10 protein-coding genes and 1 pseudogene are annotated in these 18,348 nt (G+C 65.1%); 5 read left to right on the top strand and 6 right to left on the bottom strand.

The window, feature by feature from the left end; all coding sequences use genetic code 11:
* Positions 1–7: 7 nt before the first annotated feature.
* The 3 genes from AC1Z3O_RS22145 to AC1Z3O_RS22135 all read right to left on the bottom strand — a co-directional run bounded on the left by AC1Z3O_RS22145 (position 8) and on the right by AC1Z3O_RS22135 (position 2,833).
* Positions 8–1,102 (bottom strand): AraC family transcriptional regulator, encoded by a 1,095-nt coding sequence (locus AC1Z3O_RS22145; protein ID WP_483518023.1) that lies wholly within the window; start codon positions 1,100–1,102, stop codon positions 8–10.
* Positions 1,103–1,184: 82 nt separating this feature from the next.
* A complete protein-coding gene (locus AC1Z3O_RS22140) occupies positions 1,185–1,913 on the bottom strand; it encodes an SDR family NAD(P)-dependent oxidoreductase (RefSeq protein WP_483518022.1) in 729 nt (242 codons plus the stop codon).
* Positions 1,914–1,984: 71 nt separating this feature from the next.
* Positions 1,985–2,833, bottom strand: a complete 849-nt coding sequence (locus tag AC1Z3O_RS22135; RefSeq protein ID WP_483518021.1) for a TauD/TfdA dioxygenase family protein — start codon at positions 2,831–2,833, stop codon at positions 1,985–1,987.
* Between the two features lie 303 nt (positions 2,834–3,136).
* Between AC1Z3O_RS22135 and AC1Z3O_RS22130 the strand changes: the two genes are divergently transcribed.
* Positions 3,137–4,189: an AraC family transcriptional regulator gene (locus tag AC1Z3O_RS22130; protein WP_483518020.1), complete on the top strand. Its 1,053-nt coding sequence runs from the start codon at positions 3,137–3,139 to the stop codon at positions 4,187–4,189.
* A 78-nt stretch (positions 4,190–4,267) separates the two neighbouring features.
* Here AC1Z3O_RS22130 and AC1Z3O_RS22125 read toward each other — a convergent pair whose 3' ends face one another.
* The 3 genes and pseudogenes from AC1Z3O_RS22125 to AC1Z3O_RS22115 form a co-directional block, all read right to left on the bottom strand.
* Complete coding sequence (locus AC1Z3O_RS22125; RefSeq protein WP_483518019.1) at positions 4,268–5,449, bottom strand: alpha-hydroxy acid oxidase; 1,182 nt, start codon at positions 5,447–5,449, stop codon at positions 4,268–4,270.
* A 68-nt stretch (positions 5,450–5,517) separates the two neighbouring features.
* Positions 5,518–9,082: pseudogene (locus AC1Z3O_RS22120) on the bottom strand (indolepyruvate ferredoxin oxidoreductase family protein).
* 207 nt (positions 9,083–9,289) lie between these two features.
* Positions 9,290–12,037, bottom strand: a complete 2,748-nt coding sequence (locus AC1Z3O_RS22115) for a winged helix-turn-helix domain-containing protein (RefSeq protein ID WP_483518018.1) — start codon at positions 12,035–12,037, stop codon at positions 9,290–9,292.
* Positions 12,038–12,298: 261 nt separating this feature from the next.
* On the opposite strand from AC1Z3O_RS22115, the gene AC1Z3O_RS22110 reads away from it, so the two are divergent.
* The 4 genes from AC1Z3O_RS22110 (at position 12,299) to AC1Z3O_RS22095 (ending at position 18,099) form a co-directional block, all read left to right on the top strand.
* A complete protein-coding gene (locus AC1Z3O_RS22110) occupies positions 12,299–13,375 on the top strand; it encodes a universal stress protein (protein ID WP_483518017.1) in 1,077 nt (358 codons plus the stop codon).
* 399 nt (positions 13,376–13,774) lie between these two features.
* The gene (locus AC1Z3O_RS22105; protein ID WP_483518016.1) at positions 13,775–15,640 is read left to right on the top strand and encodes a tannase/feruloyl esterase family alpha/beta hydrolase; all 1,866 of its coding nucleotides are present in this window, start codon (positions 13,775–13,777) and stop codon (positions 15,638–15,640) included.
* Between the two features lie 349 nt (positions 15,641–15,989).
* Positions 15,990–17,045 carry a beta-keto acid cleavage family enzyme gene (locus AC1Z3O_RS22100; RefSeq protein WP_483518015.1) on the top strand — a complete coding sequence of 352 codons (1,056 nt, stop codon included), beginning with the start codon at positions 15,990–15,992 and terminating at the stop codon, positions 17,043–17,045.
* Positions 17,046–17,121: 76 nt separating this feature from the next.
* Entirely contained in the window at positions 17,122–18,099 is a 978-nt protein-coding gene (locus AC1Z3O_RS22095; RefSeq protein WP_483521914.1) for a tripartite tricarboxylate transporter substrate binding protein, read from the top strand.
* Positions 18,100–18,348 lie beyond the last annotated feature (249 nt).

The raw sequence follows: 18,348 nt of genomic DNA, 5'->3' as shown, positions 1-18,348 counted from the left end.
TTCCTGTTCAAGCGGCAGGAAGACGTGGATCGTCACGCATTCCCGCACTACTGGCACGAAGTGCATCCCCCAGCGGCAGTTGCGGTGGTACGTGCGCATGCGGCTGCACGCCGTCGGCCCGCCAGGCGCTGGGGCTGCAGCCAAAGTGGCTGCGGAACCAGCGGGAGAACGCACTCTGCATGGAGAACCCGAGCAAGGCGGCGACGTAGCTGACCGAACGCTCGGCATCTCCGAGATACTGGACCGCAAGCATGGCGCGGACCTCGTCGAGGATGTCACTGAAGGTCGCGCCTTCCTGCATCAGCTTGCGGTGGACCGTGCGCCGGTCGATGCCTAGCTGGCCGGCGACCCGCTCAACGCTGCAGCTTCCCTTGGGAAGCGAGGAGAACACCATGCGCCTGACCTGCTCGGTCATGGACTGGGTCGAATGTGCGACCAGAGAGTCCAGGTACGCATGTGCATACCGCACCAGTTCCGGGCGTGCGGCGGGCGGCACCGCTTCCATGTCTTTCAGCTCGCAGACGATGCCGTTGAAATCGCAACCGAAGTCCACCGCCCCGCCGAAAACGCGCACGTGGGATGCCGGGCCACTTGGGGCGCTGTGCGAGAAGCAGACGCGCCGTGCGCGCCAGATCGGGCCGATCAGCTCCCTGAGCATCCGGTAGAGCGAGCCCAGCACCATTTCATCCGCTTGACGCGTCGGACCCGCGTACTCAACCATTAGCGATACCCGTATGACAGATGCGCTTTCCTTCTCCTCAAGGCTGATGACCACCGCCTCACTGTGCAGCACGATGTAGCGAATCATGGCGCTCAGCGCGTCGCGCAAGGTGGCGGAATCCCGAAGCGCCATGCCGATCGGCCCCAGGATCGACAGTTGACGGCGCTCGCACATGCGCAGGCCGAAGTCCTCTGCACCGGATGCCGCCGCGGACACCTCGAGAAGGCGGCAGGCCGCGCTTGCAGAAATCAGGTGGTCTTCGGCCTCCAGGCTGCTCCGCGGCAAGCCGACTTCTGCCAGCATCTGCAGTGGATCCAGTCCCACCGAGCGTGCAACCTCGGTGTACCCGGAAAGCGTTGCACTGCGGACTAAACGGCGCATAGGCCTCCTTACGCGGAGGGGCGGCAGCCGGGCCGCGGCTGCCGTCGGATTGTTATTAGTGGAGTTCGGCCCCTGCCCTGCCTCACGCGCGGCGCATGAGGCTATAGCTCTGGGCGCTGGGGCCAACGTCGGGCATGCTGGCCAGGAACAGGGCCAGGGGAACGACGTCCTCGGGCTCCTTGAACCACTCGCCGGGCGGGCATGCAACGTCGCGCGTCATGTCCGTCTTGACGGGCCCGGGAATCAGTTCATTGACGCTGATGTTGTCCTCCTGCAATTCCGTCGCCAGGGACTGGGTGAGCATCCACAGGCCGCTCTTCGAGCATGAGTAAGCGGAGAAGCCCGGGTTGGGCCGCTTGCCCTGGCCGGAGCCGATCATGATGATCTTGCCAGCGCCGCGCCGACGCAGGTGGGGAATGGCGGCATGAGCGGTGTGGTAGGCGCCCGTCAGGTTGATGTCGATGGTCTTGCGCCAGAGCACCGGATCGCCATCGGCGATCCTGCGCTGTTCGAGCGCGACACCGGCATTGGCAACGACGATATCGACGCCGCCGAATTCATCGCTGGCTCGCTGGAAGAGGGCCTTGACCGTTGCGTAGTCCGCCACGTCCGCGGCATGAGCGATGGCGCGGCCACCGGCCTGCCTGATCAGGGCGGCCGTCTCTGCGATGTCGGCCTCGCTGCGGGCGCTGCAGACCACGGCGGCTCCGGCGCGGGCGTAGGCAAGGGCAATGGTGCGCCCGATGCCGCGGCCCGCGCCCGTGATGACGGCGACCTTGTTCTTGAGCAGGTCGGGTTCGATATGGCTCATGTTCAGTCTCGCTTTGCCTTTCAATGGCTCTCAGGTTGTCAGTGCTCAGAGGCCGCGCTGCGGCCCCTCATTCAGAATGGGCGATCCCCGATGACCGTGGCGCGATCCATCTGGCGATGGCACGGTGGGTAATCCATGACAGCGTAGTGCTGGGTCGAACGGTTGTCCCAGATCGCCACGCTGTTCTTTGTCCAGCGCCAGCGCACCTGGAACTCCGGAATGTAGGCCTGGCTGATCAGGTAGCGCAGCAGGTCAGACGCCCCCTGGTTGAGATCCTGGCCGAAGCGCACGCGGTCCGGTGTATGGAAGTTGGTAAAGTGCGTCGTGAAACCGTTCACGAAGAGCACTTTTTCGCCTGTCTCGGGATGGGTCCGCACGACTGGATGCTCGGCATCCGGAAACTGTGCCTTCAGTGCGAGGCGCTTTTCGATCGGCATGGCCGCACCGAAACTTGCCTCGATGCTGTGGCGTGCCCGCAGGTCCGCGATCTGCTCCTTGACGTGGCCCGGCAGGTTCTCGTACGCGAGCACCATATTGGCCCACATCGTGTCACCTCCCACGGGGGGACATTCCCGGCAACGCAGAATGCTGGCAAGCGGCGGCGCCTCGCGCCAGGTGGCGTCCGTATGCCACGCGTTCTCGTAACGCGGCGTGGGTTGCTCGGGACTCTTGTAGATGCGGACCAGTCCCGGATGCTCGGGATCGCTGCCTGCCACGGGATGGTCTTCAAGCTCGCCGAAGCGGCGCGCAAAGGCGACGTGCTGGCCGGCTGTGATGTCCTGGTTGCGCAGGAATAGTACGCGATGCTTGAGCAGCGCCTCACGGACGCCGGCGAATACGCCGTCATCGTGAATCGCATCGGCCAGGCTGGCGCCGATCAATTCGGCGCCGATGGAACAGGTTAGTTGCTCGACTCGCATGGCGACTCCAACAGATGGTAAGGATCGAAGTACCGGTGGGTATGATCCAGCCCCGGGGGTGTCCGCCGCCATGCAAGCAGGTCGCACGTGGCCTCTCTTTCACCTCTCTTTCACTCCCCGGCTGGGGTTCCGTTGCTCGTTGCCCGTTGCTCGCCTTGCGCAGGCATTCGACGTCTGCCAGCCATGGAAACTGTGCAAAGCAAACGGGCACGGCATGCAGGCAAAGTATTGAAGAAGTGGCCCCGGATGCGTTGACATCCCGGGGCAAGGACTTTACATTTTGGGGTACCTAGAGGAAGTCCTATGCCGACTCTGCTGCAGCACGTAAACCTGACGAATTTTGTTGACGTGGCGCGCAAGGTCGGCCTGGATCCCTACCGGCAATTGCGGCAGGCGGGTATCAGCCCGACCGCCCTGGTGGACCCTGACATCAGGGTCCCGGCAAAGTCGGTCGTGCGCCTGCTGGAGGATTCGGCGCAGCTCGCCGGCGTGGAGGACCTCGGACTTCGCGTAGCCGAAACGCACCAGCTGACAGGTCTCGGACCGCTATGGATCGTGATGCGCGATGGCGCCACCCTGCGCAACGCGCTCGAGGCGATGGCGCGCTATCTTCATTTGCTGAATGAAGCGCTCGACTTGCGGATCGAGGAAGTCGGGGACACCGCGGTCGTCAAGGTGGAGATCCTGGTCAGCGTCCAGGGATCCATGCGGCAATCGGCGGAATTCATCATCTGCCTGTGGTTCCGGCTGTTCAAGCTGCTTTCCGGGAACGCCTGGAAGCCGCGCAGCGTCTGCTTCACCCACGATGCACCGGCCAGCCTTGCCACGCATCGTCGCCTGTTCGGGGTACCGGTCCGCTTCCATCAGGAATTCAACGGTATCCTGCTGTCCGCTGCCGATCTCGATGTGGCGGGTCCAGCCTACGACCCCGCGCTGGCCCGCCATGCGCGGGAATTCCTGGATGCCAAGCTGGCGCAGCAGGATTCCACCATGCCGGCCAAGGTGCGCAAGCTGGTATTCGCACTGTTGCCAACGGGCGAGTGCGGGGCCGAGCAAGTCGCCCGGCAGCTTGGCATCGACCGGAAGACAATGCACCGCCATCTGGCCGGCTATGGCCAGAACTATTCGTCTATCGTCGATGGGGTCAGAGTCGACCTGGTATCGAGATATGTAAAGAATAGCGAGCGGCCGTTGTCGGACGCGGCGATCCTGCTGGGCTTCTCTTCGCTCAGCGCCTTCTCACGGTGGTTTTCCACTCGCTTCGGCTACAGCGTTTCGTCCTGGCGCCGCCAGCAAGCGGCCCTGGACGGCACGGACCAGAAGTGGCCCGACCCGCCCCAGGAGGCAGAGGAATAGGCACCAGATTGCCTCAGGGTATTCGGCCAGGACTTGATGCTCGCTCCTCCTGCGTCGCCGCAGTGCGGGGGAGTGGCGCTATGGTCGGGGAACGCTGACATAGTCGGGACCCAGATCGGTCAATGCCGGGCAGCCCAACAGTCCGAGCGTCCGGTCGATTTCGGCGCGAAGGATCCCGAGGGCGTGTGTCACTCCCGCCTTGCCGCCAGCCGCTAAGCCGTAGAGCGTGGCGCGGCCCGACATGGCGGCGTCCGCCCCCAAGGCGCGGGCCTTGACGAAATCGCTTCCCCGTCTCAAGCCGCTGTCGACGATCAGGGTCATCTCGGGGCCAACCGCCGCACGGATTGCCGGCAGCACCTCGATCGGCGCGACGCAGCCGTCAAGCTGGCGGCCGCCGTGGTTGGTAAGGATCAGGGCGTCGACACCAAGTGACTTGGCCCGCAGCGCGTCATCGGGCCGCACGATGCCTTTGACGATGAGCCTGCGCGGCCACAGGTCGCGCAACCACTGCACGTCTGCCCAGTTCAGCGATGGGTCCATCTGCTTCGACAGGAAGGTCGCCGCGTGACGAGCATCGTCCTCCCCGGGTGGCAGGACGTCGCCGAGATTGCGGAAACGAGGCATGCCGTGCGGCACCAGTACGTCCCACAACCAGTGGGGCCGCATTGCGAGGTCGAGCAGATTGGCGAGATCGAGCTTCATCGGCGCCCGATAGTTGCGCCGGTCCCACTCCCTGTTGCCGAACACGGGGACGTCCGTCGTCAGCACGATGGCCTCGGAACCCGCCGCCACCGCGCGCTTGACAATGCCAGCTAGGTTCGCGCGATTCTTGAACGGATAGATCTGCATCCAGTGCCGCACGCCGGTGTCGGCCACGCGCTCGAGCGCTACCGTCGACACCATGCTCTGGCACATCGGGATGCCGGCATCGCGCGCAGCCTCTGCCAGCGCCAGGTCGCCCTCGTGCGACAGCAGGCCGTTGAAGCCGGTCGGCGCGATCACCGCCGGCAAGTCGATTCGCTCGCCGAACAGCGTGCAGCCTGGATCGCGTACAGAGACGTCGACCAGCGTCCGCGGTGCAAAGGCGATGGCGTCATAGCTTGCGCGGTTGCGGCGCAGGGTCAGTTCATCGTCTGCGCCGCCTTCCATGTATTCAAGACAGAAGTTCGGGATGCGTGCGGCCGCCATCGCCTGCAGCTCCGCAATATTCTGGGCGCGCCGCACATCGCGGCCGCGATAGAGTCTGCGTTTCATCGTCATGTGGATCGGTCCTATCAGCTTGGCGCCAGAGCGGCGATGCGGCTCCTGTCATGTCAAACCATGCTGCACTACGCGACGGCCTGCGCTTCGGCTTCCGCCCCTGCTGCCGTCCGCCACTTCCCCATCAGGCCGTCCAGCCTCGGCAGGACGGCGTCGAGGTGACGGGCTTTCACGTGGCCGAAGCCGCGGATGTCTTCGGGCAAGCTCGCGATCGTGACGGCGAGCGACAAGCTATCGGAATCGAGTGAGACAAGCACTTCCTCGATCGTCGCCTGGTAACGCGCAACCAGCGCCCTCTCCGTTCTGCGCTCGGCCGTGTAGCCGAACGGGTCCAGTGCGCTGCCACGCACCCATTTCATGCGAGCGAGCAAGCGCATCGCCACACGAACCCACGGCCCGAATGCGCGCTTCGTGAGTTCGCCGGCTGCATTGCGGCGGGCGAACAGGGGCGGCGCGAGGTGATGGACCAGCCGGTACTCGCCTTCGAACGTCTGCGCAAGCTGATCCAGGAACGCCTGGCCAGTGTGCAGCCTGGCCACTTCGTACTCGTATGTAGGCCATGAGCTTGAACAAGTTGCGCGCAACGGCCTCGCTCAGGCGCGTGCCCGGCGCACGTGAAGCTTCCACCAGCTGTACCTTCCCAACGAATTCCCGGTAGCGGGCCGCATAGGCAGCGTTCTGGTAGTCGCTCAGGAACTGGGCGCGCGCGTCGACCAGCGCGTCGAGCGACGGCTTCCTGGCGAACGAGATGACCTGGCCCGCTTCGCCACTGGAGTGCGCCCATGCCGGATCGTGCGCGCAGCGCCGCCCCAGCTCGAATGCAGCCTTGTTCTCCTCGGTCTTCACGCCGTTCATCTTCACGGCTTGCATGATCGCATCGCGCGCGAGCGGGATGCGGCCGCTTTGCCATGCGTGGCCGAGCAGGATCATGTTCGTGTAGACCGACGAGCCGAGCAGCCGCGTGGCGATCGATTCCGCATCGAACGCGGCCATCGCCTGCTGACCGACGACCGCTGCGAGGGTCTGCATGCACTGCGCATTGGGGGACTGCCAGTCAGGATCGCGCACGAAGGCGGCGGTCGGCGTCGCGTGCGTATTCAGGACAACGAAGCTGCGCGACGGATCGAGTGTGGCCAGCGACGTCCTGTGCGTGGCGACCACGGCGTCGCAACCGATCAGCAGGTCGGCGTTCCCTGTGGCGACGCACGCCGCGTGGACGGCATCCGGGTGCGGGGCGATCTGCACATGACTCCAGGTTGCGCCGCCCATCTGCGCCATGCCCGTGGTGTCTTGGGTGACAACACCCTTTCCCTCCAGGTGTGCGGCCATGCCAAGGATCTGCCCGATGGTCACCACACCCGTACCGCCGACACCAGCGATAACGATGCCCCATGCCGTTGCTGCGCAAGGCAGCCGCGGTTCGGGCAGTGGCACGGCCGCGGTTGCCATCGACCTCTCCAGTGCAGCCGGGCGCTTCAGCCGCCCACCCTCGATCGTGACGAAACTCGGGCAGAAGCCGCTGACGCACGACAGATCCGTGTTGCAGGTACTCTGGTTGATCTGGCGCTTTCGTCCCAGGGCGGTCTCGCGCGGCTGTACCGCGACGCAATTGCTTTGCTGCGAGCAGTCGCCGCAGCCTTCGCACACCAGGTCGTTGATGAACACGTGCTGTGTCGCGTCCGCCCGGGTCCCGCGCTTGCGCTCGCGGCGCTTCTTCGTAGCGCACACCTGATCGTAGATGAGCGCAGTCACGCCCTCCACTTCGCGCAGCTCGCGCTGCACGGCATCCAGGTCACTGCGATGATGCACCCTGACACCGGGGGCGAGCCTAGCGGCGTCGGTGTAGCGATCGGGGGCATCGGTCACGATATCGATGCGGCGCACGCCTTCCGCCTCGAGTTCGCGCGTCATCGCGGCAACGTCGAGGCCGCCATCCACGGGCTGGCCGCCGGTCATCGCGACGGCGCTGTTGAACAGGATCTTGTAGGTGATGTTCACCCCCGCCGATATCGCCTGCCTGATCGCGAGGATGCCGGAGTGGTTGTAGGTACCGTCGCCGAGGTTCGCGAACGTATGGCGGCGCGTGCTGAATGGCGCCTGGCCGATCCAGGGTGCGCCTTCGCCGCCCATCTGCGCCCACGAGGTGGTGGCACGGTCCATCCACACGGCCATGCCGTGGCAACCGATGCCGGCCATCGCCTGCGAGCCGTCGGGCACCTGGGTACTCGTATTGTGTGGACAGCCCGGGCAGAACCACGGCAACCGCTGCGCGTTCCCTGCCGTCGGATCCGCAAGCGCCTGTTCCCTGGCCGCGATGACGACCAGGCGGGCGTCGATCCGCGCCGCCACATCCGGCGGGATTCCAAGGGATTTCAGGCGGCGGGCGATGGCCTTGGCAACCAGCGCCGGCGTCAGGTCCGCCGGCGCACGCAGCAGCCAGTCCCGACGGGCGGACGCGTGCCCCCACTCGCCACCTGCGTCGCCTGCATCGCCATCGGCCAGATCGTGCTTGCCGGCCACGCGCGGGCGCAAGGCGGGAGGGCAATGGTAGAGCTCGTCCTTGACCTGCTGCTCGATGATGGGACGCTTCTCTTCCACCACGAGCACCTCGCGCAAGCCCACCGCGAACGCGCGCAGGCTTTCGGGCTCGAGCGGCCATGGCACGCCGACCTTGTGCAAGCGCAGCCCGACCGCGCGGCAATGTGCGTCATCCAGGCCGAGATCGAGCAGCGCCTGACGCACGTCGGAGAACGCCTTGCCGGAGGCAATGATTCCGAGCCGATCCGCGGGGCCCGCGATGACGTTGCGGTTCAGGTGGTTGGCACGGACGTAAGCGAGGGCGGCGGGCCACTTGACCTCCATCAACCGCGCTTCCTGCGCCAGCGGATCGTCCGGCCAGCGGATATGGACGCCGGCCGCCGGCATACGGAAATCCTCCGGCAGCGCGATGCGCACACGTGCGGGATCGAGGTCGACCGAGGCGGCCGATTCCACAACTTCCTGGACGGTTTTCATGCCGGCCCACAGGCCCGCGAAGCGGCTCATTGCGAACGCGTGCAGCCCGAGATCAAGAATGTCCTGCACGTTGGCCGGCGCGATCACCGGGATGCCGGCCGCGATGAACGTGTGATCGCTCTGGTGCGCGAGCGTGCTGCTCTTGGAGAGGTGATCGTCCCCCGCCACGGCCAGCGCGCCGCCCAGCGGCGCCGTCCCGCTCAGATTGGCATGCTTCAAGGCATCGCCGCTGCGGTCGACGCCCGGCCCTTTGCCGTACCAGATGCCGAACACGCCATCGAACTTCCCGTGCGCCGGATCGTAGGCGAGTTGCTGCGAGCCCCATACCGCATCGACGGCCAACTCCTCGTTCACGCCGGGCTGGAAGACGATGTCATGGGCCTTGAGTTCAGTGCTGGCATTCCACAGCGCCTGGTCGTATCCGCCGAGGGGTGAGCCGCGGTAGCCCGAGATGAAGCCGGCGGTATGCCGGCCGGCCAGGGTATCGCGCGTCTGCTGCAGTATCGGCAGGCGCACCAACGCATGGACGCCGTTCATGAAGGCAAGGGAAGCCCTCGGACGCGGAGCGGCAGTGGGTTCGCAAGTCTCGCGCAAAGTGGGCAACGCAGGGGCGCTCATGGGGGATCCTGTCTCCGTCATCGATGGTCAACGCACAGGTCCGTCGCTGCGTAGGAGCACGCTGCGGGGCCGGCATCGTCGCCGCTGGATATAGCGGATTATCCGAGGACGGAGGGCAATCCCGCCCCCTGCGCGGAGGAGGGGCGCGCCACGTGACGAGGCTGTGTGCGTCCCGTCGGTGAGCGAGACAGCAGCAGCAGGACGGGCTTATTCCAGCCCCTCCAGCAGCCCCAGCAACTGGGCGCGGCGCACGGCATGCTTGCGCGTGCCGGCATTGAGCTTGCCGAACAGGTTCTTCACGTGCCATTTGGCGGTGACCTCACCCACGCCGATGGCTTGTGCGATTTCCTTGTTGGAGAGATTGCGCGCCAGCAGCTCGAGGACTTCGCGCTCCTTGGGGGTCAGCATCATGCTCGCAACCGCACGCGGCTCGGCTGCGGGACGTTCCGCCCGGTGCAGTACGCGGGCAGCCGGCACCGCCTGGCCGGAGTCCGCTCCTGCGGTGCCCTCCTCCGCCACGCGCCGGACCCAATCGGCCAGCGCCGGGTGCGCATCGACGAAGGTGCGGGCGAGACCATAGGTCTGCGCCAGGGTCATCGCTTCCTGCAGCAGCACGCGGCCGTTCTCGCCGTTGCGATGGCGTGCGAATGCCTGCAGCGCCATGATCTCGATGCCTTGCCGCCTGAGTTTCATGGCCTCCGCGAGCGGCGCCGCGCGCCCCAGGGCGTCGATGGCGGATGGCCATTCCTGGGCGGCGATCGAGGCGTTGGCGTGTGCCATGAGCTGCCGCAGCGCCACGTCGCGACGCCACAACGGACCCTGGGTAGACGCGACTTGTGCGACCAGTTCGTCGAGGCGGGCGACCAGGGCGCGGCACGTTTCGGCGCGGAAGCGCCCGGCATGCATGCGCACCTGATCCGCGAGGCTCGCAATGCAAAGCCGCGGCATCCCGCGCGCGATACCAACCGCATACAGTGCCTCGAGCAGGTCCAGCGCGCGGCGCTCCACGCCCTGCGCGGCCGCCACACGCGCCGCGATCAGGTACGCGAGCAATGACGTCTCTGACGTGCCGGACCGTTCCAGCACGTCGAGCCGGTTGGCGAGCAGCGCACTGGCTTCGTCGACCTGATCGCGCTCGTAGACCGCTGCGGCCAACAGCGACGCCAGCATGCAGGCGAGCGGATGGCGGCGCCCGAGATCCGCTTCCGCGCTTGCCAAGGCAGGCCGCAGGATCTCCTCGCTGAGTGCCACCTGCCCCTCGCGAAGATAGCTCAGTCCGATGACGAACTCGCCCCATCGCGCCGCGTAGCGATGCCCCTCGCCGAGATTGCCGCGCGGCGCGAGCTGCAGATGGCGCCGCGCGTTGCCGGGCTGCCCTTGCAGGATCTCCGCCATGGCGAGGCGGTTGGCATGCATCTGGACCAGGCGCGGGTCATGCAGCGCAGGTGGCTGGCGCCAAGGTTCCAGCAGCGCGAGGCAACGGTCAGGCTGGTCCGCGTAGTAGGCCGCAATGCTTAGGATCAGCGCGCATTCGTAGCGCAGGGCGATGTCAGCATCCGGCTCGTCGAGCATGCGCGCCACCAGCGACTCGGCTTCTCCATGCCGCTCGCCGAGCGCAAGCACCCAGGCCGCCGCCAGGCGCAGGCCGGGATATCGGTCGAGTTCTGCATCGGGCAGGCGCTCCAGCCATTCGAGCACGGTACCGAGCCGCCCCTGCATCACCGCATCGTAGAGCGAGCGCCCCGCCAGCTCGAAGGCCAACGCATGCTGTCCCGCGGCATGCGCGTGGCGTGCGGCTTCCTCGGTCAGGCCGTGCGCGGCGAGCCAGCGCATCCCCCTAGCGTGCAGTTCAGCCTGTTCCTCGCGCGGCAATTCGGCAAGGCGGGCCTGGAGGACACTGCGCGCCAGCGTGTGCAGCCGGCACCAGTCGCTGTCGTCGCCGACCACGAATATGGGCGTTTCGCGGACCAGCCTCGCCAGGCGCTCCGGCGCCTGCTCGCTGCCTGTCAGCGCGCGGCACAGATCGGGGTGAAGGTGATCGACAATGGCGATGCGGATCAGGAAGGCCACGTCGTCGGGCGACAGCTTGGCGATCAGGCTGCCGATCAGATGCTGGCCTTCGTCAGCCGGGCGGGCCGACATGGCATCGATGACGCCGCGCTGGTCGGCGCCACGCGCCATTGCCGCCAGGATGAGTTGCAGGCCAAGGGGCCACCCGTCTGTGATCTCGTGCAAGCGCGCGCAACTGTCGGCATCCACCCGATCGCCGAATCGGCTGCGTGCAAGGGCAATCGTTTCGTTGAGGCGGAACCGCAGCGCTTCTGCACCGATGCAAGCGCACTGGCCATAAGCCGTCAAGTCGAAGACCGCTGCTTCGAACCCATTGCGCGCGGCTACCACGATGCGCAGATTGGGCGGGGGGTTGTGCAACAGATAGAGCAAGGCCGCGACCCCGGCCGGCGAAAGGCGTTCCGCTTCGTCGACGATCAGCACGAGGTCCAGCGAAGTCTGCGCCACCTCGGCGAGCCAGGCCGTCATGGCCTCGGTGCCGCCCGGCGCCGCCGCCGCGCCCTCGAGCAGCGTGCGACCGAAGCCGGGACGGCCGCAGCCCACCCGTACCGCAAGAACGAGGCAATGCAGGAAACGTTGTGGATCGTCGTCGGCGTCCGCGGACACCCAGGCGACAGCAGCGCCACGCGCCAGATACTCGCGGCGCCATTGCGCGAGCAGCAGTGTCTTGCCGTAACCCGGTGGCGCCTGTACGACGATCACGGGCCGGTCGCGCAGCGCTTCGCTGTCGAGATGGAGGCGGGAACGGACAAGCAGGTGCCTCGGCGCGCGCGGCGGCGTGGTCTTGAGCGCAAGCTCGGAAAACGCGGCGCCGGCGCCGCGGTGCGCGGAGGTCAATTGGCAGGTCCCGTTTGGCTTGGATGCGGCGCTCGCCCTGATGTGCATGCAGGACTGCGTCGATGCAATGCATTGTCCCTTGCCGTGCCCTGCCGTGCGGGCGGCGAGCGCTGACTCAAGGTTCGAACACAAGGTCGAACGGTCCATTATATCCACATGGCCGCCCTTGCTGGCAATCGGTGCCCCTCCGCCGAGGAGGGGGTGCGCGACGCGGCGGCGCTCTAGCATGCTGGCAGGCTTGATACTTCGTTCGAGGCGTCGGATGCAATTCATGGACGTGTGCATGCTGAACCAGGCGGGGGTCCCGGCATGAGCCGGCGCTTGCCCAGGGCTGGCGCGGTCACGTGCCGCCATCTGCTGGTCCCCATCGACGAGGCGGACGAATCGACGGCCACCGTCGTCGGGGCCATCGAGCTGGCGCGTATCACGGACGCCCGCATCACGTTCATCCATGTGCCGCGGATACTCGCCGACACCGATGCGGACGCCACTGCCTCCCCCGCCAGCACGCCGTATGGTCATGGGAGCCGCAGCCGCGAGTTGCTCGTCAAGGCGGAATCCATCGCGCAGGCGCTGGGGGTGCCATGTGCATCGGCTGGCTCGGCAGGCCGGGCACCGCACGTCAAGATCCTTACCGCGGCGCGCGAGGCTGGCTGCGACCTGATCTTCATCGGCGTCCCCGGCCACGACGGGAATCCCGGCACGATGCCTGGCCCGCTGGGCTTGAGCGTGCTTGCGCACGCCGATATCCCGGTGCTCCTTCTTCCGGTTCCGAAACCCGCAGCGCCGGCGCGGGCGGTCCGCATCATTCTCGACGAACACCGCGCTCTTTCGGCCGTATTGCGCGCCTGGGTGGACATGCTCATGGACGCCGAAGACCAAGGGAACACGGCCGACGTGCCGCTGATGCGCGTCATCATCCAGTTTCTCAAAACGTTTCCGGTCGCGCGCCATCATCCGCGCGAGGAGGCCTTGCTCTACATCCGGCTGCGCCGGCGTACGGCCAACGTCGACGCCGAACTCGACGAACTGGAACACCGCCATCTTTGCCATGCGCGACTGGCCGGCATGCTCACCGAGGCTGTCGAGCGATATCGGACAGGTGCCCCGTTGTCCGACCTGATCCAGACGGTGGACCACTATGCCCGGTTCATCTGGGAGCACATGGGGCGTGAGGAAGGTGTGATCTTCCCGGCCGCCGAACGTTACCTGACAGAAGACGATTGGGTCGAGATCAATGCGGGGTTCTGCTCGGGGACGGCAGACGTAGGCTCGGAGCAGCACCACGCGGTCGACGTGCTGCTCGCACGCATCGCCAGATCGATGGCAGATGGCCGGGAGCCGTCTATCAGCAAGCCATCCGGGCGCAGTACCGACGCACTTTGAATGCGCACGGCAGAACCAAGCCGTCCATTCCGATAGTCGAGAGACGGGAAGCCCCTCTTTAAGCGCGCAAACGGGGGTTCAGATGGGCACTTCAGCAGTCTGTCAGGGCGCATGGATGGTGTCGGTCTCCTGCCGACCCCACCTCAATCGACAGACGCGGATAGGAATGAAATCAACGTGCCGGGATGCTCGGCAAAGTGCCCTGTCGAGCAAGCAAACGACGTGTCGATTCAGCGCGCAGAGAAGCAGTGTTCATCGCGAGAGAGCTTCCCGTGCATGCAGCGTGAGGCAGGACGAGCAGTGATCGTCGACCAATAGGAGTTCTAAGGGACGTCTAAGCCAACCACCGGGCTTCAACAAGAACCGGGGATTATACGAAGAGAGAGGAGATAAGGCACCATGAAGACATATCGCATTCCAGAGCGGAAGATCAGCCCGCCGCGCAAATTCGCCATAGCGGCAGCATCGGCTACGCTAGTCGGTCTATCGGCGTGCAGCGGAGGAACTGATCCATCAGCTACACCTGTCACCCCCAATACGCCAGCCACTCCAAGTGCCGCAACCTTGTCGTGCGACGATTCAATGAAGACGGCATTCAAGCCGGATGCGAATACGACAGTCCTGCTGGTGAAGGCATTCAAGAAGGGGGATGCGCTCCTCCTGTCGGGCACCTCGACGGCAACCACGCCTACCGCTGCGAATGACCTTTGCGTCGTCAAACTGAACGTGGGGCCAGGTAACCCCGGACCTTCCGATGCTCCCTCGACCTCGCCGGGCATCGGAATTGAAATCTGGCTGCCAACCGCAGCGAAATGGAACAATCGGATTCACGCAAAGGGCGGCGGCGGATGGGCTGGCTTAGCCGAAGGCAGCTTGACCCAGTTTGCCGGCACGACGCTCACGCCAGCCATGGCCGGGACGGTGACACCCGCGAGTATTGCCGGCATTGAGGGAGCGGTGTCAGCAAGCACGGACACAGGGCATGTTACCGGTAGTACCGGCGGGTCTTTCGCGATGAATCCGGATGGAACGATCAGCGAGCAGCAGTGGATCGACTTCTCTGAGCGTGCCGTGCATGAAATGGCAGTGAAGACGAAGGCACTCACGAAAGCGTACTACGGCAAAGATGCCGACCATGCGTATTTTGTTGGCTTTTCTCTTGGCGGACGCCAGGGTCACAAGGAGGCGCAGGTCAATCCGGCTGACTTCGACGGCATCCTTGCCGGCATGCCCTCATTCAACCTCTCCAAGTTCAGCACGGCGGGTGTGTATCACCGCCTTGTCCAGCAGATCGACCTCCATGGCAGCGCTTTGACTGCGGCGCAATTGGGCTTGGTTTCCAACGCTGCTATCAGTGCATGCGATACCGTCGGCGGCCAGCATCTCGGCTATATACCGGATCCGTCGCAGTGCAAATATGACCCAAGCCAAGACGCTGGCGTGCTTTGCACAGCGAGCGGCGGTACCAACTCAAGCGCAAACTGCGTGTCGACGGCGCAAGCCGCTGCCATCAACAAGATGTGGTACGGCCAGACAGCAGACGGCTCGGTCCCGTCGCCGGCAGTGGACAACGGCTTCGGCGTCACGCTTGCCAGCAATCAGAAATGGTATGGGATCACGCGAGGAACAGACCTCACGCCAGTCGCGGGCGGCGGCGCCTGGAGCCCCGCAGCATTGCAACTTTACACAGACTTTCTCGCACTGGAAATGCAAAATCCGCTGCTTGGCTTGCCTTCGTTCCATAACGCGACCGGGAACGGCACCAATGGCTGGGCGGGCTTGAGCTACGCAGAATTGTCCATGGCATTTGACCGCGGGGTAGCGTTGCAAACGGCGTTTGACGATATCAATACCGACAATCCGGATTTGTCCGCGTTCCGCGACCGGGGCGGAAAGATGCTCATATTTCACGGGCTCGCCGATATCGTTATCCCGCCGCAGGGCTCCATCAATTATTACAACCGGGTGGCCAACCAGATGGGCGGTATAGCGCAGATTCAGAATTTCTACCGCTTCTATCTCGTTCCGGGCCAGTCGCATGGCTTCATGAGCGGCGTCGCCAATCCGAGTGCTACCCCCCCGCTGCCCACTGAGACCGGACTATATGATGTGCTGACCGATTGGGTGGAGAAAGGGATCGCCCCGGGACGTGTGGACATCAAAACCTCTGATGGGACCAAGAGCCGACCGCTCTGCGTTTACCCGCAACAGGCGACCTACGGCGGCGGCGATCCTAACCAAACCGCTAGCTATACCTGCTCCTGATCCTTTCGCTTGACTCTGCGATTGCTGTTCCTGCGCAGTGGTCGCCTCAATCGGCCCACCGCGCGGCACAGTCCTTTGCGACTGTAGAGAGCGGTATGCAGAGCGTCCCTATTGTCGGCAATCTGCGCCCCCTTCCTAAAGGAGGGGGCGGATGATGCGGCTCCGCCCTAAGCTGGCTACTAGGCTGAACGTTGCCTGAGGCCATGTGGCTTGCATTGAACGTCGTGATGGATTTCCTGCCGTGTTGCCGGAAGATGGCGAGCGCAGGGAGCCTTGGCGACGTGCCTGATTGATCGAGACCGTCAAACGGGCGCGGTGAGGCGCGCCCATTCACACTGAGGAGACAAGGATGCAATTTCTCGACGATTCGCTGCACCCCGAGAACCAGGACAAGGTCGTCATCACCGTCGCCCCGTACGGGCCGGAATGGATGCCGCAGGATTTCCCGGAAGACATTCCGGTGACCATGGAAGAACAGGTGCAGAAGGCCGTGGACTGCTACAACGCCGGCGCCACGGTGCTGCACCTGCATGTGCGCGAGCTGGACGGCAAGGGCTCCAAGCGCCTGTCCAAGTTCAATGAGCTGATCGCCGGCGTGCGCGCCGCGGTGCCCGACATGATCATCCAGGTCGGCGGCTCGATCTCCTTCGCGCCGGAAGACGAGGGCGAGGCCGCCAAGTGGCTGTCGGACGATACGCGCCACATGCTGGCCGACCTGACCCCGAAGCCCGACCAGGTGACCGTGGCCATCAACACCACGCAGATGAACATCATGGAGCTGCTGTACCCCGAATACCTGAAGGGTACGTCGCTCGAGAATCCGGCCTACCAGGCCGCCTACAGCGAGATGACGGTGCCGTCCGGCCCGGGCTGGGTCGAGGAGCACCTGCGCCGCCTGCAGGCGTCCCGCATCCAGCCGCACTTCCAGCTCACCGGCATCCACGCGCTCGAAACGCTCGATCGCCTGGTACGCAAGGGCCTGTACAAGGGCCCGCTGAACCTGACCTGGATCGGCATCGGTGGCGGCTTCGACGGCCCCAACCCGTTCAATTTCGTCAACTTCGTGCACCGCACCCCGGACGGCTGCACGCTCACCGCCGAGTCGCTGATGAAGAACGTGCTGCCGTTCAACATGATGGCGATGGCCATGGGCCTGCATCCGCGCTGCGGCATCGAGGACACCATCATCGACCAGCACGGCAACCGCATGACCTCGGTGCAGCAGGTCGAGCAGTGTGTGCGCGTGGCGCGCGAACTGGGCCGTGGGATCGCTTCGGGCAAGGAAGCCCGCGAGATCTATCGCATCGACACCTGGTACGACAGCGCCGAGGAAACGCTGGCGGCCAACGGCATGGCGCCCAACCGTCAGGCCGGACAGAAGAACCTGCCTCTGCGCGCAGCCTAAGGTGAGAGGACCGCCCGGCCGCGGCGACCAGTCCGCGGCCGGGGCATCCAGTTTCCACATAAAAACAGAGCCCCCTATGCCACGTCGTCTTGCCTTCTTCCGAATCCGCAAGCTTGCTGTCGCCCTCAGCATGGCTGCAGCGATGCCCGCTGCCATGGCGTGGACCAACAAGCCCATTCGCGTGCTGGTACCGGCCCCCGCCGGCGGAACGATGGATATCATCGCCCGCGTGCTGGCCGACCAGCTCATGGCAGACCTGGGGCAGCCAGTGGTGGTCGACAACAAGCCGGGCGCCGGTGGTGGCATCGCGATCAACGCCATGCTGGCGGCGCCGCCTGACGGCCAGACCATCCTGGTCTCGCTTACCAATGTACTCACCGAAGTGCCCCATGTGATGAAGGTTTCCTACGATCCGATCAAGGACGTGAAACCGGTGGCCGCCGTGAGCAGGGTGACCATGGTGCTCGTCGGCTCGCCCGGCCTGCCGGCCAAGGATCTGCCGAGCCTGATCAATTATGTGAAGGCCAATCCCGGCAAGCTGAGCTTTGCTTCTCCCAGTGCGGGAACGGTCGGCCACTATGCTGGCGTGATCATGAACCAGAAAGCCGGCATGGATCTGCAGCACGTGCCGTTTGCGGGCTCTCCCCCGGCCTTGACGCAGGTGATGGCCGGGCAGATCACCGTGATGTATGACAACATGGTGACCTCGCTGCCGCTGATCAAGGCAGGTAAGCTGCGGCCCTATGCCTTGGCCGCGAAACAACGTTCGCCGCTGCTGCCGCAGGTCCCGACCTTTGCCGAAATGGGCTATCCGGACATCGATTTCAGCAACTGGGGTGGTGTCTTCGTGTCCACACGTGTGCCGGCAGACGTGACCCAGAAGATCCAGGCCGCGGTTTACAAGGCGGCCGCGAAACCCAAGGTGCAGGAACGGATTGCGTCACTTGGCCTGGAGACCGTGCCTGCCCAGAGCCTGCCGGAACTCAGCCAGGCTCTGCGCACCGAATTCGATCGCAATGCCGGCATCGTGAAGACATACCACATTCAGCCATGACGTCCGCATCCCATCATGCGGGGCCGGACTGCGGGCATTCGGTGGCGGTATGGCCACGAGACATCACCAACCGCAGGCTGCTGTACGGCTCCGGGGAGTTGCAACCGGGATGGCGAGCCCTTACATGATCGCCCACGTGGCGGTACCATCTTCTTCGCGCCAGACCGGGCTTCGATCGGCTCCCTCCGGATGGCCAGCCAAGCTTCGAAGCGCTGCGGACCCGTGGGGGAACCGGCAGCCCGTGAGACA

Source organism: Cupriavidus sp. 09_S30, from assembly GCF_056930435.1.
The sequence above is the reverse complement of the archived record's forward strand: the minus strand, read 5'-3'. Positions and strand labels throughout refer to the sequence as shown.